The 21,550-nt window shown below is 43.0% G+C and carries 15 protein-coding genes, 6 tRNA genes and 3 rRNA genes; 12 read left to right on the plus strand and 12 right to left on the minus strand.

Going from position 1 to position 21,550, the window contains the following annotated elements; translation table 11 throughout:
• Nucleotides 1-16: 16 nt before the first annotated feature.
• A complete protein-coding gene (locus A4G13_RS01970) occupies nucleotides 17-475 on the minus strand; it encodes a methylglyoxal synthase (protein WP_011200018.1) in 459 nt (152 codons plus the stop codon).
• A gap of 222 nt (nucleotides 476-697) precedes the next feature.
• Here A4G13_RS01970 and A4G13_RS01975 point away from each other — a divergent pair, with 222 nt between their 5' ends.
• The 9 genes from A4G13_RS01975 (at nucleotide 698) to rrf (ending at nucleotide 8,475) form a co-directional block, all read left to right on the plus strand.
• Nucleotides 698-2,638, plus strand: a complete 1,941-nt coding sequence (locus A4G13_RS01975; RefSeq protein WP_090656795.1) for an ABC transporter ATP-binding protein — start codon at nucleotides 698-700, stop codon at nucleotides 2,636-2,638.
• Between the two features lie 138 nt (nucleotides 2,639-2,776).
• Nucleotides 2,777-2,853: transfer RNA gene (locus A4G13_RS01980), tRNA-Arg, on the plus strand.
• 32 nt (nucleotides 2,854-2,885) lie between these two features.
• Nucleotides 2,886-2,961: transfer RNA gene (locus A4G13_RS01985), tRNA-His, on the plus strand.
• A 24-nt stretch (nucleotides 2,962-2,985) separates the two neighbouring features.
• Nucleotides 2,986-3,062, plus strand: a tRNA-Pro gene (locus A4G13_RS01990).
• 149 nt (nucleotides 3,063-3,211) lie between these two features.
• Nucleotides 3,212-4,754 (plus strand): 16S ribosomal RNA (locus tag A4G13_RS01995).
• 70 nt (nucleotides 4,755-4,824) lie between these two features.
• Nucleotides 4,825-4,901, plus strand: a tRNA-Ile gene (locus A4G13_RS02000).
• A gap of 73 nt (nucleotides 4,902-4,974) precedes the next feature.
• Nucleotides 4,975-5,050: transfer RNA gene (locus tag A4G13_RS02005), tRNA-Ala, on the plus strand.
• A 249-nt stretch (nucleotides 5,051-5,299) separates the two neighbouring features.
• Nucleotides 5,300-8,197, plus strand: a 23S ribosomal RNA gene (locus A4G13_RS02010).
• Between the two features lie 162 nt (nucleotides 8,198-8,359).
• A 5S ribosomal RNA gene (gene rrf, locus A4G13_RS02015) occupies nucleotides 8,360-8,475 on the plus strand.
• Together the 16S, 23S and 5S rRNA genes with 5 tRNA genes alongside form the textbook arrangement of a ribosomal RNA operon.
• Nucleotides 8,476-8,668: 193 nt before the next feature.
• On the opposite strand, the gene A4G13_RS02020 is transcribed toward rrf, so the two are convergent.
• From A4G13_RS02020 to A4G13_RS02030, 3 genes are all read right to left on the minus strand, one after another.
• Nucleotides 8,669-9,481 carry a pyridoxal phosphatase gene (locus A4G13_RS02020; RefSeq protein ID WP_090653487.1) on the minus strand — a complete coding sequence of 271 codons (813 nt, stop codon included), beginning with the start codon at nucleotides 9,479-9,481 and terminating at the stop codon, nucleotides 8,669-8,671.
• Nucleotides 9,482-9,699: 218 nt separating this feature from the next.
• Nucleotides 9,700-10,626, minus strand: a complete 927-nt coding sequence (gene fdhE / locus A4G13_RS02025) for a formate dehydrogenase accessory protein FdhE (protein WP_090653489.1) — start codon at nucleotides 10,624-10,626, stop codon at nucleotides 9,700-9,702.
• A gap of 219 nt (nucleotides 10,627-10,845) precedes the next feature.
• Nucleotides 10,846-11,505 carry a curli polymerization inhibitor CsgI-related protein gene (locus A4G13_RS02030; RefSeq protein WP_090653491.1) on the minus strand — a complete coding sequence of 220 codons (660 nt, stop codon included), beginning with the start codon at nucleotides 11,503-11,505 and terminating at the stop codon, nucleotides 10,846-10,848.
• 187 nt (nucleotides 11,506-11,692) lie between these two features.
• Between A4G13_RS02030 and A4G13_RS02035 the strand changes: the two genes are divergently transcribed.
• Entirely contained in the window at nucleotides 11,693-11,965 is a 273-nt protein-coding gene (locus tag A4G13_RS02035) for an acylphosphatase (protein ID WP_090653495.1), read from the plus strand.
• 175 nt (nucleotides 11,966-12,140) lie between these two features.
• On the opposite strand, the gene A4G13_RS02040 is transcribed toward A4G13_RS02035, so the two are convergent.
• Both A4G13_RS02040 and A4G13_RS02045 read right to left on the minus strand, forming a co-directional pair.
• Nucleotides 12,141-12,470, minus strand: a complete 330-nt coding sequence (locus A4G13_RS02040; RefSeq protein ID WP_090653497.1) for a TusE/DsrC/DsvC family sulfur relay protein — start codon at nucleotides 12,468-12,470, stop codon at nucleotides 12,141-12,143.
• 84 nt (nucleotides 12,471-12,554) lie between these two features.
• Nucleotides 12,555-13,226 carry a Bax inhibitor-1 family protein gene (locus tag A4G13_RS02045; RefSeq protein ID WP_090653498.1) on the minus strand — a complete coding sequence of 224 codons (672 nt, stop codon included), beginning with the start codon at nucleotides 13,224-13,226 and terminating at the stop codon, nucleotides 12,555-12,557.
• 191 nt (nucleotides 13,227-13,417) lie between these two features.
• Between A4G13_RS02045 and A4G13_RS02050 the strand changes: the two genes are divergently transcribed.
• Nucleotides 13,418-13,507: transfer RNA gene (locus tag A4G13_RS02050), tRNA-Ser, on the plus strand.
• Nucleotides 13,508-13,636: 129 nt separating this feature from the next.
• Here A4G13_RS02050 and A4G13_RS02055 read toward each other — a convergent pair.
• The 6 genes from A4G13_RS02055 to A4G13_RS02080 all read right to left on the minus strand — a co-directional run bounded on the left by A4G13_RS02055 (nucleotide 13,637) and on the right by A4G13_RS02080 (nucleotide 20,051).
• Nucleotides 13,637-14,509, minus strand: a complete 873-nt coding sequence (locus tag A4G13_RS02055; protein WP_041640162.1) for a D-alanyl-D-alanine carboxypeptidase family protein — start codon at nucleotides 14,507-14,509, stop codon at nucleotides 13,637-13,639.
• 109 nt (nucleotides 14,510-14,618) lie between these two features.
• Nucleotides 14,619-15,434 carry a peptide ABC transporter ATP-binding protein gene (locus A4G13_RS02060; protein ID WP_090653500.1) on the minus strand — a complete coding sequence of 272 codons (816 nt, stop codon included), beginning with the start codon at nucleotides 15,432-15,434 and terminating at the stop codon, nucleotides 14,619-14,621.
• A gap of 11 nt (nucleotides 15,435-15,445) precedes the next feature.
• The gene (locus tag A4G13_RS02065) at nucleotides 15,446-16,498 is read right to left on the minus strand and encodes a peptide ABC transporter ATP-binding protein (RefSeq protein ID WP_011200031.1); all 1,053 of its coding nucleotides are present in this window, start codon (nucleotides 16,496-16,498) and stop codon (nucleotides 15,446-15,448) included.
• 7 nt (nucleotides 16,499-16,505) lie between these two features.
• Nucleotides 16,506-17,393 carry an ABC transporter permease subunit gene (locus A4G13_RS02070; RefSeq protein ID WP_011200032.1) on the minus strand — a complete coding sequence of 296 codons (888 nt, stop codon included), beginning with the start codon at nucleotides 17,391-17,393 and terminating at the stop codon, nucleotides 16,506-16,508.
• Nucleotides 17,383-18,348, minus strand: coding sequence for an ABC transporter permease (locus A4G13_RS02075; RefSeq protein WP_011200033.1), 966 nt, complete (start codon nucleotides 18,346-18,348; stop codon nucleotides 17,383-17,385). Before A4G13_RS02075 ends, A4G13_RS02070 begins: the two co-directional genes overlap by 11 nt.
• On the minus strand, nucleotides 18,348-20,051 hold the full coding sequence (locus tag A4G13_RS02080) for an ABC transporter substrate-binding protein (protein WP_090653502.1): 1,704 nt from the start codon (nucleotides 20,049-20,051) through the stop codon (nucleotides 18,348-18,350). The genes A4G13_RS02075 and A4G13_RS02080 overlap by 1 nt, the downstream gene beginning before the upstream one ends.
• 79 nt (nucleotides 20,052-20,130) lie before the next feature.
• Between A4G13_RS02080 and A4G13_RS02085 the strand changes: the two genes are divergently transcribed.
• Complete coding sequence (locus A4G13_RS02085; protein WP_090653504.1) at nucleotides 20,131-21,537, plus strand: YcjX family GTP-binding protein; 1,407 nt, start codon at nucleotides 20,131-20,133, stop codon at nucleotides 21,535-21,537.
• Nucleotides 21,538-21,550 lie beyond the last annotated feature (13 nt).

Consider the following 21,550-nt stretch of genomic DNA (forward strand, 5'->3'; position numbering starts at 1 on the left):
TCCTGGTAAAAACCGATTATTTCAGGCGTTTTTGTAGATAAGTTTGATAATCGGGAATGCGAAGTTCGATTTCTCGGTTTATTAATGGCGAATTAATTAATAAATCGGCGCTTGCAATATTCATGGCATGGGGAATGTTCCATACTGCGGCAATGCGTAATAAGGCTTTCACATCCGGGTCATGAGGCACCGCATTCATCGGATCCCAAAAGAAAATCATCACGTCGATTTTATTTTCCGCAATTAATGCGCCCAGTTGCTGATCGCCGCCCATCGGTCCGCTTAATAAGCTGTTGATTTTTAATTCGGTCGCTTTTTCGATTAAATGCCCGGTAGTTCCTGTTGCATAAAGCTGATGGTTTTGTAGATGATGCACATTTTTCTGACACCAATTAATCAGATCTTCTTTGCAATGATCATGGGCGACCAAAGCAATATGTTTTTGTGCGGCAACATGACGAAATGTGGTTTCCATATATCCTCCTTGGATTAAGATATGCGGTTTTTTTAGCCGATAATGGCATTATAGTAAGTAATTTATTCTCCTGTCGCCAGTTTTATTACGTCTTTGCGTATTATTTTACGATCGGATTAAAAGTGCGGTCAGAAAATCGGGAATTTTTTACCGCACTTTTTCTTTTTTCAATAAAACTGCTAAAATCCCACTAATTTTTTATTATTCGGATTTGAGAATTTTATGGCATTAATTAGTTTAACGAACGGTTACCTTTCTTTTAGTGACGCACCTTTATTAGATCATGCGGATTTGCATATCGAACCCCGTGAACGGGTCTGTTTGGTCGGGCGTAACGGCGCAGGAAAATCCACCCTGCTGAAAGTTATTGCCGGCGATGTGGTTATGGACGACGGTAAAATACAGTATGAAAGAGATTTGATTGTTTCTCGTCTGGAACAGGATCCGCCTAGCCACGCACAAGGCAATGTCTTTGATTATGTAGCGGAAGGTATCGGGCATTTAGCGGATTTATTGAAAGAGTATCATTATATCTCAACCCGACTGGAAAGCGATTATAATGACAACTTGTTAAGCAAATTGGCACAGGTGCAAAGCCGTCTTGAACATGAAAACGGCTGGCAGTTTGAAAATAAAATTAATGAAGTATTAGGAAAATTGGAACTTAATCCTAATACGTTGCTATCGGAATTATCCGGTGGTTGGTTACGTAAAGCGGCGCTCGCCCGTGCATTGGTTTGTAATCCCGACGTACTTTTATTAGACGAACCCACCAATCATTTAGATGTAGATGCCATTGAATGGCTGGAAACCTTTCTGTTGGATTTTGCCGGCAGTATTGTCTTTATTTCTCATGACCGCTCATTTATTCGCAAAATGGCGACACGGATTGTGGATTTAGATCGGGGCAAATTAGTGTCTTATCCCGGTGATTATGATCTTTATCTCACCACTAAAGAAGAAAACCTGCGCGTGGAAGCTTTGCAAAACGAGCTGTTCGATAAGCGACTCGCTCAGGAAGAAGTGTGGATTCGTCAGGGAATCAAAGCCCGTCGCACGCGTAATGAAGGCAGAGTTCGGGCATTAAAGATGCTGAGAGAAGAACGTCGCCAACGTCGAGAGGTATTGGGCAGTGCAAAATTACAGTTAGACACGTCCAGCCGTTCAGGCAAAATTGTGTTTGAAGTTGAAGATGCAAGTTATGCTATTGCAGGAAAACAATTGCTCTCGCATTTCAGCACAACCATTTTGCGGGGCGATAAAATCGCTTTAGTCGGGCCAAACGGTTGTGGTAAAACTACCTTCATTAAACTTTTACTAGGTGAGTTGCAACCTACGTCCGGGCATATTCGCTGCGGTACAAAACTAGATATTGCCTATTTCGACCAATACAGAGCGGATCTTGATCCGGAAAAAACAGTTATGGATAATGTGGCTGACGGCAAGCAAGATATTGAAGTCAATGGGGTTAAGCGCCATGTATTGGGATATTTGCAGGATTTTCTGTTTCCGCCGAAACGGGCAATGACTCCGGTAAAAGCATTATCCGGCGGTGAACGTAACCGCTTACTTTTGGCAAAACTGTTATTAAAACCGAATAATCTGTTGATTCTTGACGAACCGACAAATGATCTGGATATAGAAACTCTTGAGTTACTGGAAGATATTTTGGCGGATTATCAGGGAACCTTATTGATTGTGAGCCACGACCGTCAATTTATTGATAATGTGGCAACGGAATGCTATATGTTTGAAGGCAACGGGCAGCTAAGTAAATATGTAGGCGGCTTTTTTGATGCCAAACAGCAGCAGGAAAATGCGCTGACGAGCAAAATGGCGAGCGAACAAGCCAAACCGAAAAAAATGCAGCCGGAAAGTGCGGTGGAAAAATCGGAAATTTCAACGGCGAATAATAATCAGAAAACAATAAAGCTTTCCTATAAAGAACAAAGAGAGCTGGAACAACTTCCGCTATTATTGGAAGAGTTGGAAAAAATAATTGAAAATTTGCAAAATGAAGTGGGAAACCTCGATTTTTTCCAACAATCCCACGAATATACCTCAGCTAAATTACAGGAGTTAGCGGATAAAGAAGCTGAATTAGAAAACGCGTTTATAAGATGGGAAGAATTAGAAGAAAAGAAAAAAGGAAACCTGAGCTAAAAATAGACGGAATTATAATAAATTACGTTCAAATTGAATAAAAACACATCAAGCGATCAAAAAAATAAAAAAAAATGAAAAAAGTGCTAGACAAGAGTAGTGGAAATCCTTAATATACGCCCCGCAACGACGCAATGCGCGCTCGTAGCTCAGTTGGATAGAGCGTTGGCCTCCGGAGCCAAAGGTCGCAAGTTCGAATCTTGTCGAGCGCGCCAGGTCAGCGAAGTTGAAACTGAATCAAACAATGGTGGCTATAGCTCAGTTGGTAGAGCCCTGGATTGTGATTCCAGTTGTCGTGGGTTCGAATCCCATTAGCCACCCCAATTATCTTAATCAAGATAAAAAGTCGGCGAGTAGCGCAGCTTGGTAGCGCAACTGGTTTGGGACCAGTGGGTCGTAGGTTCAAATCCTATCTCGCCGACCACTTTTTTGCTCTTTAACAACTTATCAGACAATCTGTGTGGGCACTTGAAAGATTCGTTTAAACAAAAAATTTAAACAAGACTTAGAGTGCTGAACAAAGTTAATTTAATTAATGATTTATAGTCAGTATTTTGAGCGATTGAACTTTTTAAATTGAAGAGTTTGATCATGGCTCAGATTGAACGCTGGCGGCAGGCTTAACACATGCAAGTCGAACGGTAGCGGGAAGAAAGCTTGCTTTCTTTGCCGACGAGTGGCGGACGGGTGAGTAATGCTTGGGGATCTGGCTTATGGAGGGGGATAACGACGGGAAACTGTCGCTAATACCGCGTAATATCTTCGGATTAAAGGGTGGGACTTTCGGGCCACCCGCCATAAGATGAGCCCAAGTGGGATTAGGTAGTTGGTGGGGTAAAGGCCTACCAAGCCGACGATCTCTAGCTGGTCTGAGAGGATGACCAGCCACACTGGAACTGAGACACGGTCCAGACTCCTACGGGAGGCAGCAGTGGGGAATATTGCACAATGGGGGGAACCCTGATGCAGCCATGCCGCGTGAATGAAGAAGGCCTTCGGGTTGTAAAGTTCTTTCGGTGACGAGGAAGGTGTTTGTTTTAATAGGACAAGCAATTGACGTTAATCACAGAAGAAGCACCGGCTAACTCCGTGCCAGCAGCCGCGGTAATACGGAGGGTGCGAGCGTTAATCGGAATAACTGGGCGTAAAGGGCATGCAGGCGGACTTTTAAGTGAGATGTGAAAGCCCCGGGCTTAACCTGGGAATTGCATTTCAGACTGGGAGTCTAGAGTACTTTAGGGAGGGGTAGAATTCCACGTGTAGCGGTGAAATGCGTAGAGATGTGGAGGAATACCGAAGGCGAAGGCAGCCCCTTGGGAAGATACTGACGCTCATATGCGAAAGCGTGGGGAGCAAACAGGATTAGATACCCTGGTAGTCCACGCGGTAAACGCTGTCGATTTGGGGATTGGGCTTTAGGCCTGGTGCTCGTAGCTAACGTGATAAATCGACCGCCTGGGGAGTACGGCCGCAAGGTTAAAACTCAAATGAATTGACGGGGGCCCGCACAAGCGGTGGAGCATGTGGTTTAATTCGATGCAACGCGAAGAACCTTACCTACTCTTGACATCCAGAGAATCCTGTAGAGATACGGGAGTGCCTTCGGGAGCTCTGAGACAGGTGCTGCATGGCTGTCGTCAGCTCGTGTTGTGAAATGTTGGGTTAAGTCCCGCAACGAGCGCAACCCTTATCCTTTGTTGCCAGCATGTAAAGATGGGAACTCAAAGGAGACTGCCGGTGACAAACCGGAGGAAGGTGGGGATGACGTCAAGTCATCATGGCCCTTACGAGTAGGGCTACACACGTGCTACAATGGTGCATACAGAGGGCGGCGATACCGCGAGGTAGAGCGAATCTCAGAAAGTGCATCGTAGTCCGGATTGGAGTCTGCAACTCGACTCCATGAAGTCGGAATCGCTAGTAATCGCAAATCAGAATGTTGCGGTGAATACGTTCCCGGGCCTTGTACACACCGCCCGTCACACCATGGGAGTGGGTTGTACCAGAAGTAGATAGCTTAACCTTCGGGGGGGCGTTTACCACGGTATGATTCATGACTGGGGTGAAGTCGTAACAAGGTAACCGTAGGGGAACCTGCGGTTGGATCACCTCCTTACTAAGTTTTAGGCGACTGGCAAGTGTTCACACAGATTGTTTGATAGAAAGAGACAAACCAACATCCTTTTGGGTCTGTAGCTCAGGTGGTTAGAGCGCACCCCTGATAAGGGTGAGGTCGGTGGTTCAAGTCCACTCAGACCCACCACTCAAGCGCGGCGAGGCCGGCTGGACGAGTGAAAGCTAAAAGGAAAGGTTGCACTGTAAGGTGCAAACGGATTGGGGATATAGCTCAGCTGGGAGAGCGCCTGCCTTGCACGCAGGAGGTCAGCGGTTCGATCCCGCTTATCTCCACCAATCATCATGACTAAGTGAATCGAGGGTCAGGCAATGTTCTTGCCGGAATTGACCGGACTTTGTTTATTTAGTCATGATGATAGCCGAAAGGCGTTATCTTTTTGTTCTTTAAAAAATTGGAAACAAGCTGAAAAACTGAGAGATTTTCTGAAAAGAAAGTCTGAGTATAAAAAAATCTTGGCCGAGCAAAAGCGGTCAAGTGTTTAGTAATAACGAACGACACAGGTATAAGAATACTTGAGGTTGTATGGTTAAGTGACTAAGCGTACAAGGTGGATGCCTTGGCAATCAGAGGCGAAGAAGGACGTGCTAATCTGCGAAAAGCTTGGGTGAGTTGATAAGAAGCGTCTAACCCAAGATATCCGAATGGGGAAACCCAGTAGATGAAGAATCTACTATCAATAACCGAATCCATAGGTTATTGAGGCAAACCGGGAGAACTGAAACATCTAAGTACCCCGAGGAAAAGAAATCAACCGAGATTACGTAAGTAGCGGCGAGCGAAAGCGTAAGAGCCTGCAAGTGATAGCATGAGGATTAGAGGAACCGGCTGGGAAGCCGGGCGGCACAGGGTGATAGCCCCGTACTTGAAAATCATTGTGTGGTACTGAGCTTGCGAGAAGTAGGGCGGGACACGAGAAATCCTGTTTGAAGAAGGGGGGACCATCCTCCAAGGCTAAATACTCCTGATTGACCGATAGTGAACCAGTACTGTGAAGGAAAGGCGAAAAGAACCCCGGTGAGGGGAGTGAAATAGAACCTGAAACCTTGTACGTACAAGCAGTGGGAGCCCGCGAGGGTGACTGCGTACCTTTTGTATAATGGGTCAGCGACTTATATTATGTAGCGAGGTTAACCGAATAGGGGAGCCGAAGGGAAACCGAGTCTTAACTGGGCGTCGAGTTGCATGATATAGACCCGAAACCCGGTGATCTAGCCATGGGCAGGTTGAAGGTTGGGTAACACTAACTGGAGGACCGAACCGACTAATGTTGAAAAATTAGCGGATGACCTGTGGCTGGGGGTGAAAGGCCAATCAAACCGGGAGATAGCTGGTTCTCCCCGAAATCTATTTAGGTAGAGCCTTATGTGAATACCTTCGGGGGTAGAGCACTGTTTCGGCTAGGGGGCCATCCCGGCTTACCAACCCGATGCAAACTGCGAATACCGAAGAGTAATGCATAGGAGACACACGGCGGGTGCTAACGTTCGTCGTGGAGAGGGAAACAACCCAGACCGCCAGCTAAGGTCCCAAAGTTTATATTAAGTGGGAAACGAAGTGGGAAGGCTTAGACAGCTAGGATGTTGGCTTAGAAGCAGCCATCATTTAAAGAAAGCGTAATAGCTCACTAGTCGAGTCGGCCTGCGCGGAAGATGTAACGGGGCTCAAATATAGCACCGAAGCTGCGGCATCAGTGGAAACACTGTTGGGTAGGGGAGCGTCGTGTAAGCGGAAGAAGGTGGTTCGAGAGGGCTGCTGGACGTATCACGAGTGCGAATGCTGACATAAGTAACGATAAAACGGGTGAAAAACCCGTTCGCCGGAAGACCAAGGGTTCCTGTCCAACGTTAATCGGGGCAGGGTGAGTCGGCCCCTAAGGCGAGGCTGAAGAGCGTAGTCGATGGGAAACGGGTTAATATTCCCGTACTTGTTATAATTGCGATGTGGGGACGGAGTAGGTTAGGTTATCGACCTGTTGGAAATGGTCGTTTAAGTTGGTAGGTGGAGCGTTTAGGCAAATCCGGACGCTTATCAACACCGAGAGATGATGACGAGGCGCTAAGGTGCCGAAGTAACCGATACCACACTTCCAGGAAAAGCCACTAAGCGTCAGATTATAATAAACCGTACTATAAACCGACACAGGTGGTCAGGTAGAGAATACTCAGGCGCTTGAGAGAACTCGGGTGAAGGAACTAGGCAAAATAGCACCGTAACTTCGGGAGAAGGTGCGCCGGCGTAGATTGTAGAGGTATACCCTTGAAGGTTGAACCGGTCGAAGATACCAGCTGGCTGCAACTGTTTATTAAAAACACAGCACTCTGCAAACACGAAAGTGGACGTATAGGGTGTGATGCCTGCCCGGTGCTGGAAGGTTAATTGATGGCGTTATCGCAAGAGAAGCGCCTGATCGAAGCCCCAGTAAACGGCGGCCGTAACTATAACGGTCCTAAGGTAGCGAAATTCCTTGTCGGGTAAGTTCCGACCTGCACGAATGGCATAATGATGGCCAGGCTGTCTCCACCCGAGACTCAGTGAAATTGAAATCGCCGTGAAGATGCGGTGTACCCGCGGCTAGACGGAAAGACCCCGTGAACCTTTACTATAGCTTGACACTGAACCTTGAATTTTGATGTGTAGGATAGGTGGGAGGCTTTGAAGCGGTAACGCCAGTTATCGTGGAGCCATCCTTGAAATACCACCCTTTAACGTTTGATGTTCTAACGAAGTGCCTGGAACGGGTACTCGGACAGTGTCTGGTGGGTAGTTTGACTGGGGCGGTCTCCTCCCAAAGAGTAACGGAGGAGCACGAAGGTTTGCTAATGACGGTCGGACATCGTCAGGTTAGTGCAATGGTATAAGCAAGCTTAACTGCGAGACGGACAAGTCGAGCAGGTGCGAAAGCAGGTCATAGTGATCCGGTGGTTCTGAATGGAAGGGCCATCGCTCAACGGATAAAAGGTACTCCGGGGATAACAGGCTGATACCGCCCAAGAGTTCATATCGACGGCGGTGTTTGGCACCTCGATGTCGGCTCATCACATCCTGGGGCTGAAGTAGGTCCCAAGGGTATGGCTGTTCGCCATTTAAAGTGGTACGCGAGCTGGGTTTAAAACGTCGTGAGACAGTTTGGTCCCTATCTGCCGTGGGCGTTGGAGAATTGAGAGGGACTGCTCCTAGTACGAGAGGACCGGAGTGGACGCATCACTGGTGTTCCGGTTGTGTCGCCAGACGCATTGCCGGGTAGCTACATGCGGAAGAGATAAGTGCTGAAAGCATCTAAGCACGAAACTTGCCTCGAGATGAGTTCTCCCAGTATTTAATACTGTAAGGGTTGTTGGAGACGACGACGTAGATAGGCCGGGTGTGTAAGCGTTGCGAGACGTTGAGCTAACCGGTACTAATTGCCCGAGAGGCTTAGCCATACAACGCTCAAGTGTTTTTGGTAGTGAAAGTTATTACGGAATAAGTAAGTAGTCAGGGAATCGGCTTGTTTTTAATTTTAGAGAATAGAAGAGTAGAAGACTAGAAGTAGGCTAGTGATAGCGGAGAGAAGAATCCGCGGTCAGTATCTGAAACGGAATTATCCTGGCGGCGATAGTGCAGTGGTCCCACCTGAATCCATGCCGAACTCAGAAGTGAAACGCTGTTATGCCGATGGTAGTGTGGGGTATCCCCATGTGAGAGTAGGTCACCGCCAGGTTGTTATGAAGAGAGGCCCCCATCGAGAGATGAGGGCTTTTTTTTGTGCTTGTGCTCACACCCATACCTACTAACTGAACCGGCGCGTCATCACCGCCATTGACGCGCGTAGGCGCAAAACTGTAGGAAAATTTACCGCACTTTTGAGTAAAAATAAAGGCGCATTTTATAGGATTGGAACTAAGCTAAATTAGTTATTTAAGCCCTTCAATAAAATCAGCAATGCTGTTTTCATTATTTGTGCCAATAATGCATTTGGCTTGTTGCTTAACGATCTCATCCGCATTTCCCATGGCTACACCTAATCCTACACTTGTTAGCATACTCAAATCATTTTGGTTATCACCAAAAGCAACAACTTGTTCCGGGTTCATATTGACGGATCGTAAATATTCCAGTAATCGGGAGCCTTTTGTGTTACCTTTATTAGATATATCAACCCGGTCAATCCAAGACCATTCACAGCTGAATTGATCTTGTGGCAACATATTGACCGTTTGCTGCATAAGCTCTCTATTTGGTGCGCTCATTACAAATTTCCAGATAATATCTTCATTATTCACTATATCGCGAAAGCTAGAAACTTGACGAACATCGGGACGCACATTTTGCGGACAACTTTGCACCCATTTTTGGAATTTTTCCATATGGGGATTAAGTTCCATATAATTCATCGCATTGCGGGAATACATCAATATGTGTATTTTTTGACGTTCGGCTATATCAATTAATTGTAATGCCTGTGCTTTACTAAATGGATTGCTGCGTAAAACTTCATCGGTTTGTGGTTGATATAAATAAGTACCATTACAGCAAACAATAGGCGTTTCTAAATTTAATTCGTAATAATAAGGTTTAACCGCAGTATGATGCCGTCCTGTGACTAAAATAACCTGCATGCCTTTTTCTCGGGCCGCTTCAATCGCTTTTTTGCTGCTTGGTAAAATTATTCCCTGTGAATTTAATAATGTGCCGTCTAAATCGAAAGCTAAAACCTGATATGCCATAATAATTACCTATAAAATTAACTTCAAATAGTATAAAGAAAAAGCAAGGCTAAAACCTTGCTTTAGATCATTGAGTAATTTAATTGTTACAGGATAAATTGCCAGCCATAAAAAGTCATACTTTCTAAATTTTAACTTTGTTAATGGAACCGTAAGGATAAAGCATACATTTTGAAGATTTGCGAATAAAAATTTTTAATTTTTGTTCGTATTATCAATTACGCTTCTTCCGAGGGGAACATAAAGGGATTTAATCCGCTGCGGGCGAAACCTTTTTCTTCCATCTCTATATCAAGATAAATAGTTGCCAGATCGTCAGCTACAGGTTCAACATGAGGATCCTTTTCCTGGAACAGTATTTTAAGGTAGGAATGGCAATCACCGCAACTTTCGGATCGTACTGCCGCCATTTCTTCATCAATAGACCAATATTCTAAATGTTCAGCTTGGTTGCAATTGCTACATTTGGCGCGAACCATATTCCATTCGCTTTCACAGAGGGAACAATGCAGATAACGCAAGCCTTGAGCTGCGCCAAAATGTACGACACTCGCCACCGGTGCCGCATTACATACCGGACAAACGTGAAGATTCTCACCGCTTTCCATATTTGTCGTATGAGGAATTTGTTGAGCAAGTTGTAGCCAGTAAAGCGAAAGAGCCGCCCAAATAAAAACAGCTTTATCACTGCTTACCGAAGAAAAATCTTCTGCTAAAAGTTTATCGGCAAGAGATTCAATTTCTGCATCCGAGGCCTTTTCTAACCAATCAATGGTTGTTGTTATTTGATTTGTCGCTTTAAGTTTGATTTGTGCTAAAATTTCAGCGAGATATTCTCGCCAAATAACATCTCGTTTCCAATTTTTAGTATGCAAAGGTTGAATTGAATTATCTAAACTGAAATTTTCTTTTGTTAAACGTTCGTCTTGTGGCAATGGGTGCATTTTTAAGATCTTTAATTGCACTTCCGAAACTTCCGCCGCGAAGTTCAAATATTCCGCGAATGGATGAGATTCACTAAGTTTTCGCAAACGCTTTGCCCGGCGCTCATATAAATTCTGAGGATTGGCGAAAAGCAGTGCTGGTTGTTCAAAACTGGTCGCTGTTTTTTTGATTTCATGCTCCGGAAGGATTCGAATACTCATAGTTATAATTCCTAATAGAAAAGTGCGGTAAATTTTACCGCACTTTTGGCTGCTTTGCATTACACAAATGTTGTTAGAATGTTAATAATAGCATGCTATAGTTGATTGAAAGAATGTACGGGCATTTATAAAAAATCCGGCTAGAAAAACTAACCGGATTTTAAGATTTAGATTAACCAAACATTAATCAATCTGTTTTTATCAAATAACGTGAAGAAATTACTGTTTCTTCGCCCAGTTTAAGAAACGGGTTTGTGTTTCTTTATCCGCCTGTTGGAACCAGTATTGCAGCATTTGTTCTGCCGCATTTTCACCCTGGACCGTTACTTTACCTTTTGCAACTTTACCTGCACCTGTTGTACCCATTGCCGTCGGCATTGTTGTGGTTGCGAAAGACGCTACTGCCGCTTTGGCGCCGGAAGCGTTGTAGTTTGATAAATTTTCAACAAGGTTTACGCTAGGTAAGAAGCCTTCTTGCGTTAAATATTCCTGTTTAGTTTGAACTGCTGCGCCAGACGCGGTAGTAACGGAAATTACCGGAGATTGCTTAAATTTTTCAACATCGCGCTCGCTGCGTAAAGTCGGGGCAGAAATTTGAATATCTTCTGTTGTGCCTTGGAAAGTTACTACAATCGGATCCGATTCGAATAAATTAGACTCTGAACCGCCGCGAATAATTTCGGAAACGCGAACAACAACTTGGTGCTGGTTAGTATCCGTAATATTGAATGAACGAGCTTGTTTTATAAGAGATTTGCTTGCTTTTTGACCGTCAATTGCCAAAAAATCAACATTTGATGAGGTTGTTACAACACCAGCAAAGCTTGGTGTACTGGTTAATAGCGCTGCCACTGCTAATGCAGTAAGACGAAATTTCATATTGGCTCCTTGTTGTTAAGGACGAGTATAAATAGATAATTATCACTTTAATTGATGAAACCGGCGGATTGCTTGATTGGTTCATTTAAAGTGGTACTTGTATCCTAGTCTAATTTGACTAAAATGAAAATAGAAAAACGTAAAAAAATCTATTATCTACGAGTTAGATCAACGATTGGAGACATATATGCTGAAAAAACAATTTGTGGTATACGGCATTGTGCAGGGTGTCGGCTTTCGCTATTTTACCTGGAAAAAAGCAACTGAAATAGGATTGAACGGAATCGTAAAAAATCAACGCGACGGTTCCGTCTATATTCTTGCGGAAGGAAGCGCGTCGCAAATCGATAGTTTTCGCGACTGGTTAAGCCATGGTCCGCCAAGCGCTAGAGTAGATCGGGTGGAAGAAAATGATTATAGCGGCACGCGTTCTTTTGGTTTATTTTCTGTCGAGCATTAACGGATAAAAGTGCGGTCGAAAAAGTCATATTTTTTAACTTTATTTTTGTTTATGGCGTCTATACGGCGAAAAATCCTTGCAAGGTTGTGATGAAAATCCAGCTAAGTTTTATGTGAAAGCGGTTAAGCCCGATTAACTCCGGCATATTCAATTAACTATGCCAAGTATACTTTGGTTATAAACATTTTGCCGGTTTTGGCAAGCCGGCTAGTTTTGTCGCCTGCTTTGCCGGGCCGTCGGGAAATAAACGCTGTAAATAACGGCTATTGCCTTTGTCTTCGCCAAGTTTTTGCGCCATTGCTTTCACCAGCATACGAATGGCGGGCGAGGTTTTATATTCCTGATAAAATTCACGTACGAAGTAGATTACTTCCCAATGGGCTTCCGTGAGAGCCACGCCTTCTTTTTCCGCAATGGCTTTTGCCACATCTTCATTCCATTCGTTTAGATTTAGAAGGTAACCCGCGGGATCCGTTTCAATTTGCGTATTATTAATGTTTAACATAAAAACCTTTATAAAAATTTTGCTTATTATACGAAAAACGCCCCTAATAAAGTAGAGGCGTTGGGGATTTTCGTTAAAACTTAATTAATCGTCACCGCCAAAGATGCCCAATAATTGTAACAAACTTAAGAATAGGTTGTAGATTGAAACAAATAGGCTAACGGTCGCTCTGATATAATTTGTTTCACCGCCATGAATAATATTGCTTGTTTCAAATAAGATTGCGGCACTTGAGAAAATTACAAACAAACCGCTAATCGCCAAATGCAAAGCCGGCGTTTGGAAGAATATGCTTGCCACCATGCCCAGCAATAACACGATAAAGAGCGAGAAAATCATGCCGGAAAGGAATGACATATCTTTGCGGGTCGTCAGTACATAAGCCGAGCAAGCAAAGAACACCGCGGCCGTACCTGACAATGCAAGAACTACGGTTTCGCTTAACCCTGCGCCGATATAAACATTCAGAATCGGCCCTAAGGTATAGCCAAGGAAACCGGTAAAGGCAAAGGCGGATAGAATTCCCCAACCGCTGTTAGCTAACGAATTGGTTAAAAACAATAAGCCGTAAAAGCCGACTAACGTCACGATAATACCGGGATGCGGCAAGCCTAATGACATGGAAATATAGGCGACGAATGCGGAGAAGGCAAGTGTCATGCCCAATAAAAAGTAAGTATTACGTAATACTTTATGTGTGCTAAGTAATGAAGTTGATTGCTCGCGGGCATCAAGGACAATACGGGAATCAGCCATAAGAAATTTCCTTATAAAGAGAATAAATTAAGGGTTACGTTACTGATAAGTACTATAAATGTCAATATTTTTAACCAAAATGCTTTTGGGATAAGCAATATGTTTAAATTATCGTCGGTTAGGCAAGGGCAATAAAAATATTGGTTTACATCAAGCTATAACTATATTATATTTCACCACACTTAAACCACGGAGGAATGGTCGAGTGGTTGAAGGCACCGGTCTTGAAAACCGGCGAGGGTTTGCGCCCTCCCTGAGTTCGAATCTCAGTTCCTCCGCCATATTCCTATAAAAAAGCCGTAAGTTAATCGCTTACGGCTTTTTTGTTCTGTATCGGTTTAAATTTCTTTTATCGCGCCGATTATTGCAATGGTAACAAAATTCAGCAAATTTTAACCGCACTTTTAACCTTATTTTGCTACCTGTTCGATTAATTGAGCCAATCCTTGTTCGTCATAGTTTTCAAAATCCTGATCGTTAAATTCATTGATTTCTACGTCATTTGCAGCTAAACAGCCATATTCTTCCAATTTATGTTTAGTGAAGTTGGAACGGTAAGCGGAACTTGCATTATTTAAACTGATTACACCGATGGTTGAACGATTACACTGATGTTTATTGACAAAAACCAAATTGTAGCCGGATTCCCGGATATAACCCGTTTTATTAATCGCGGCGTCAAACATTTCTTCACGCACCAATTTATTGGTGTTTTGCATAAATACATTGTGACGCCCCGCCCGGATATAGGTGGCTCTGGTGTTTGATAACGTTTTAATCAACTGTTTATCAAGGGAATATTTGGCTAATTTAACTAAATCCATAGGGCTTGATACATTGCTGCTTGATAAGCCCGAACTGTCGCTGAAACGGGTTGAATTCATACCTAATTGCTGCGCTTTTTGATTCATTTTTTTGATAAATTGCGCCCGACTCATTCCGGCGGAGCGAGAGAGTGCGTGGGCGGCATAATTGTCGGAATGGACTAACATTGCTTTCAGCAATTCATTACAGGAAATCGGTGTGTATTTAGGTAACTTAGTGCGGGTTCCTTTAATATGATCGTAGTCTTCATCGGTAATGGAGCTTGAACAATTAGGATTCCGATTATTTTCCAAAAATACATTGGCGGTCATCAGTTTTGTTACCGAGGCAATAGGCAGAATGCTATTGGGCGAGCGGCTTTCCAGCACCTTGTTGTGAGTAAAATCATAGACCACATAAGATTGTGCCCATGCGGTGACGGGCAAAAATAAGAAAACGGAAAATAATTTTTTTAGCATAGAGGTAACGACCGAATAACATATTGACATAGTTGGCAATAGCAATAAATTTTGCTATGACGTATTCTACTCTATAATCGGACAAAGTGCGGTCATTTTTTTCAGAATTTTACATTTCATTTTGCTCCGTTTTTTCCCAGGCGCTGTTATCAAGCTCTTTGCCGAAATAACTTTCGATTAAACGCTTGGTAATATCGTTTTGAGGACGAGTAAGCACATGACGGGTTTCGCCATATTCAATCATTTCCCCTTCATCCATTACCAGAATTTTATCCGCACAATGTTTAATGATACCTAAATGTTGTCCCACATAAATATAAGAGAGGCTTAATCGTTCCTGCAAATCCAGCATGAGGTTAGTAAGTTGGGTTTTTACGGAGGCGTCTAAGGAACCTAAGGCATCGTCAATGATGATGATTTCAGGCTCTAAAATAAGTGCGCGGGCAAGGGCGACACGTTGTTTTTGGCTGATAGACAACGTATTGATACCGACATTAGCATGCTCCGGATAAAGCCCGACTAAACGCAAGGTTTCGAAGATTCGTTCGTTACGTTCCCGTTCATTGAGAGTGGTTAATAGTCGAAGCGGGTCATCTAGCGTTTGCCCGACATTTAATCTTGGATTAAAGGCGTTATTGACATCCTGAAATACCATGCGGATATGGCTTGCTCGCCGTTTATAATCACCGAATTCGAGTGGCGTGCTTTTAAATAGAATACGCCCTGATGTGGGCGGAATAATGCCCACAATCATTTTGGCTAGAGTGGATTTTCCCGCCCCGTTTTTTCCGATAATTGCCAGCATTTGTTTTTTTTCTAAGGTGAAACTAATATGTTTAACCGCTTGCAGTTTATGTTCGGCAAAAAAGCCGAGATTGTCAGTGAAGGACTTCGATAAATTATCTATCTGGAGTAATGCGCTCATTTTATTTTCCTTTAACTGATTTTGCTTTCCGGGCTCAATGTTAGCGGTGTAATGGTATCTTTTTCTTTACGATTGGTTTCTAATAAATTTAGTGGATAATGACAGGCAAATTCATGCTGTTTTATGCGACGTAAAGGCGGTTTTTTAATACATTTTTTCTGTGCAAACGGGCAGCGTGGTCCTAACCGACAACCCATAGGCATTTGTTCCAGCAGCGGAACCGTTCCGCGCAACGTGTTTAGTTTACTTTTTAACGGCATCGGTTGCGAAAAATCGGGCATTGAGTGCAGCAATGCAGAAGTATAAGGATGATGCGGCGTTTCAAGAATATTTTCTTTCGGCCCCGATTCCGCGTTTTGGCCGCAGTAAAGAACTATAAAACTATGGCACCATTCACTGATTCCCGCCATATCGTTGCTGGCAAGCAGTACTGAGGTACCGTTATTTTGGTTCATACTGGAGAGCAGACGAAAAATTTGTAGCTGGGTGGTGGATTCCAATGAATTTGTCGGTTCATCGGCAATCAATAATCTCGGTTGATTGGCAATGGCAATGGCAATCATCACTTTTTGCCCTTCACCCTCGGTAATTTCATTGGGGTAGCTGTTCATAATATCTTTATGATCTTTTATTCCGACACGATGAAGCAGCTCAATAGCCCGACGTTTACGCCAGCCGAACCAATGCCAGATTTTTCCTTTAAATGTCCAGGAAGGAATATTCTGCATAATTTGCTGACCGATTTTTTTACTGGGATCAAGGTAGCTCAGCGGCTCCTGATAAATCATCGAAATCTCTTTTCCCACCAATTTCCGGCGTTTATAAGGGCTTAATTTAAGTAATTCGACGTCGTTAAAACGAAAACGATCCGCGGTAATAATCCAATTGTCTTTGCTGGTGTTGCAGATCACTTTAGCTATCAGGCTTTTTCCTGAACCGGATTCACCGACCAAGCCGCAGATTTCACCTTCATTCAGGGTTAGATTAACGTTATCGACAACGCTAACATAGCCGTTTGGCGTATTTACTTTAATTGTTAAATTTCGAATATCGAGTAAAGCCATAATTCACCTATTCGTAATGTTTGCTAATAGCTTTACATAAGCCGTTACCAAAAATAATCACCACTAATGCCGTCATGATAATTGCCAAACCCGGCAAAATAACCGTCCAGGGAGCGAGGTAAATCAGTTCTAAAGAATCCCGAATCATGGCGCCCCATTCGGGAGTGGGGCGTTGGGCGCCAAGGGAAATGAAACTTAACGCACTAATGTCCAGAATTGCCACCACAAAAGAACGGATTAATTCTTTAATATAACGAACGCTGATATTGGGCAAAATGGTTTCTCTCAGTAATTCCATATTCGATGCGCCGTCTAAACGCAACATGAGTACGTATTCTTTTTTCAATTCCTGCTGGATGGCTTGATAGATTTCGTGGATAAAGTGCGGTAGTAAAGCGAGCAGAATCGCAAGCATCGCATTCAGTAAACTGGCCTCCATTAGGGTTGCGATGATCATCGCAATGAGCAAAATCGGCACGGATAAAAAAGCGTCAAGAAAATGCCCCAAAATACGGGATTTCATACCGGATGACATGCCGGCCAGGATGCCAAGCATTCCTCCGACAACCGCGGTGAATATAATGATAATAGCAGCTGAACCGAAAGTATAGCTTACACCGTTAATCAAGCGGCTGAAAATATCTCTGCCGATATCATCGGTGCCGAAGAAATAGGTTACTTCACCGTTAGGAAACCATGACGGCGGCATTAGTTCGCGACCGACAAATTGGTCATCACTCGCATAAGGCGCAATCCAAGGGGCAAAAACTGCGGTCAAAATTAACAGAATAAAAATATACAGACCGAATAAGGCAATCCGGTCTTTCCGAAAATCGTGCCAAATAGCTTTAAGTGTTTCCGTTTGACGAAATTCATAAGGTTCTTTATCTTGCATACCAGCCTTTCTTGTTAAACGGGTCGAGAATAAATGTCAGAATTTCGGTTAACGCGTTGATCACAATAATAAATAAACCGATCACAATAACGCCGGCGGAAATACTGTTATAATCTTGTTGGGATACCGCATCTATCAACCAGCGACCGATACCGGGCCAGCCGAATACGCCTTCAATCAACATCCCTTGCGCCAGGACAAAGGTAATTAATCTCGGAATTTGCGGAATCACTAAAGGCAATGAATTGCGCAAAACATATTTTGTGAGAATGCGCCAAATCGGCCACCCACGGGTAATGGATAGTTTGACGTAATTTTGCGCTAAAATATATTCGGTTCGTTGCTGGATTAATTTAGTAATTTCCATTGTCGGTGTAATGGCTAATACCAAAGTCGGTAAAATCAGATGCTGAAATACATTTTGGATTACTTTGGTCCGGTAAGGTTCGTCCACAAACCACACATCAATAGTTGCAAAGCCGGTAATCGGTTTGATTTCATATAATAAATTAATTTGTCCTACGGCTGAAATTTGCCAATGCTGAATTGCCGCCACATAAAGCAAGATCGGCGCAATCCAAAACACCGGTACGGATAATCCTAGGGATGAAACGGCATTAATCGCTTTACCAAAAATATTCTTATTGAAAAAAGCTCCCAGTAAACCAAAGGGTACACCGAATAAAAATGCTACAATCATTGCTGCAAAGCATAATTCCAAAGTCGGCGGCAATACGGTTAAGATCAGCATCAATAAGGAATCTCCGCCATTATAGGTAATCCCCAGATCACCTTTTAATAAGCTATCCACATAAGTGAAATAGCCCGAATAAAAGTAAGGTTCGGCAAATACCTGATTGATGGGATCGCGCATAAATATCGTATAACTGACAGCGGAAAGTATTACTAAGATGATTAACAGTAAAAACAGACGGCGTAAAAAGGAGTAAAGCATTATTTTTCTCCTTTCTTGAACGATAATTTTTCAAAAGAAATACTGCCGAACGGCGACATTTCCACTCCTTGTACATTGCTGTTAGAGATCAGAATTCGCTTAACACTGGCTATCGGCAATATAGGTAATTCGGATAACACTTCCTGCTCGGCAAGATGGTAATTGACCGCGCGTTCATTAGTGCTATTGCTGATTAGCGCACGATCTAAAATTTCTTCAAAGCTTTGTGAGCACCAGTTCGATAAGTTGGTAATTTCGCTGGTGGTTCCGCAACTTAAAATCGGCCGCATAAAACTGTCGGGATCTAAACTTACCGCAAGCCAGCCGCCTAAAATAAGATCATAATTTTCACTGTTATTGCGTAATTGTTCCATCAAAAAATTACGGGAAATTAACCGCACTTTTACTTCAATGCCGGCTTTGGTTAAATCATGTTTAATCAGTTCCGCCATTTTTATCGGCGAAGGATTATAAAGCTGTTCTTCCTTCAATACCCACATATCCAGACTTAATTGTCTGTCTTGCAGTACTTTTTTCGCTTGCGCCGGATCATAATCATAGGCAAAGGAATGATTGTTCGAATCACTGCCCGCCCAGGAAACGCTCGGGATAATTTTATTGGCGACGGATGCGGTATTGTAATAAATATCTTTAATAATACGGTGACGATTAATCGCTTGTGCAATACCACGGCGAATTTCCACATCCTGCATTAACGGACGCTTAAAGTTAAAGGCTAAAAACGCCAAGTTCATACCGTCGGATAAGGTGGTTTGAAAACGTTCGCCGTTTTCCTGTAATAATCCTAATTGGCTCACATCCGGAAAAGCGGCAATCTGGCATTCGTTATTAAAGAATTTTGCCAACCGACCGGTGCGATCCGGTGAAAGATCGATGATGATATTTTTAATTTCGGCTTCTTTTTTCCAGTAATTTTCATGGCGAATCAAACGCACATACTGATTACGGAAATAATTTTTAACCTGATAAGGACCGGTTCCTACGGGTAGTAAATCCAATTGTGCCAGATTATCATCGGCATTTAACTGCAATGCGTATTCATGGGAGAAAATAATGGCATACTGACTTGCTAAATGTGACAAAATTGACGCATCGGGTGCGAATAAATTAATTTGTACCGTATAAGGGTCAAGCGCCGTTACGCTTTCTATTTTCTGATTTAATTTAATGCTGTCAAAATAAGGAAAACGGGTTTTTTTGGCTAACTCGTGAAAAATGTTGTATTGACGTTTCATTCCTTTTTGCTGTTCGGAGGCATTAAATTCCGGTAACGAGGTATTATGCCCCAACACGCGGTTTAGCGAATAAACCACATCATCCGCATTAAAGTTACGGCTTGGGGTAAACCAAGGCGTATGGTGGAATTCTACGCCTTTGCGCAAATAAACCGTTATTGTTTTTCCGTCTTCGGAAATTTTATAAGATTGCGCTAAAGAAGGTTCAAGACGCGAACTATTATTTTTTATTTCAAATAATTTGTTGTAAATTTGTTCCGTGATTACATTCATACTGGTTCCCGCATCGGCGGTTTGCGGGTTGAACGAGAACCCGGAACTATGGGTGCAATAAATCAGCCCGTTTTGGGTAAGGATTTCAGGCACACGAGGAGCCGCCCATGAGAAAAACGGCAACATAGCGGAAAACAGCAAAAAACCAATAAAAGTAACTTTTCTAACAAACATAACAAATGTATTCGTGATAAATTATAGGGAATTTTAAGACATATTAAGGCAATTAGCTATTTTTAATTGGAATCATAAGATGTTTACCAGTATTCAACGAGAAGTTAATCAATTCATCAATCGTGGGCTTGACCGCACGCTGCGTATTGCTGTGACAGGGTTGGGTCAAAGCGGAAAAACAGCATTTATAACCAGTTTAATCAATCAATTAATTAACATTGATAATGTAACAAACGGGCATTTGCCGTTGTTTGAAGCCGCTCGTCAGCAGCGAATTGTCGGCGTTAAACGTATTCCGCAAATCAATTTGAATATTCCCCGTTTTGATTATGAAGCAAATTTGAATTCGCTTATGGCAAGTCCGCCGCAGTGGCCTCAATCGACCCGTGGCGTAAGCGAAACCCGACTGGCCGTTCGTTATCATAATTCGGGGCTTTTTAGTCATATTAAAGAAAAAAGCACTCTTTATCTTGATATTTTTGATTATCCCGGTGAATGGTTGCTGGATTTACCGTTATTGAATTTAAATTATCAGCAATGGAGTCTGGAGCAACAGAATTTACGGCAAGGTTTACGTGCCGAATTGGCTCAAGCCTGGCTGGAAAAAGCAAAAAAATTAGATTTGACCGCGATGGCAGATGAGGATATTTTGGCTCAAATAGCTAAGGATTATACTGTCTATTTACAAGCCTGCAAAGAGCAAGGATTGCATTTTATTCAACCCGGACGTTTTGTATTGCCCGCCGAATTGGAGGGGGCGCCGGTCTTGCAATTTTTCCCTTTGCTGCATCTTGCGGAAAAGGATTGGAAGAAGCTCAAGGAGGAAGCAAAACCAAATAGTTATTTTGCCATACTCAACCAACGTTACGATTATTATAAAAATAAAGTCGTGAAAGGTTTTTACGAAAATTATTTTGTTCATTTTGATCGCCAGCTCATTCTGGCGGACTGCCTGACTCCTATAAATCATAGTCGGCAGGCATTTCAGGATATGCAAGAAGGTTTACAGCAATTATTTAAGAATTTTCATTATGGGAAACGGCGCTTAATTAACCGGTTATTTTATCCCCGTATTGATAAATTAATGTTTATCGCAACCAAAGCGGATCATATTACCAGCGATCAAATTCCTAATTTGGTAAGCTTAATGCGTCAACTGGTGCAAGACGGTGGTCGCCATGTCGCTTTTGAAGGCATTGAAACCGGTTTTACGGCAATTGCCGCCATCAGAGCGACAAAACAAGTATTGGTGGAACAGGAAGGAAAAACCTTTAAAGCCCTACAAGGCATACGTTCAAAAGATAAACGGCAGGTGACGGTTTATCCGGGGTCAGTACCAAGCCGGTTACCAAGCACCGATTTTTGGCAACAACAGAAATTCGATTTTGACCAGTTCGAACCTCAACCGCTCGAAAGCGGTGAAATTATCCCGCATTTACGTATGGATTCGGTTCTGCAGTTTTTGCTGGGAGATAAGTTGGCGTAAGAAATAAACGGTA

This window comes from Basfia succiniciproducens, from assembly GCF_011455875.1.
Lineage (GTDB): Bacteria > Pseudomonadota > Gammaproteobacteria > Enterobacterales > Pasteurellaceae > Basfia > Basfia succiniciproducens.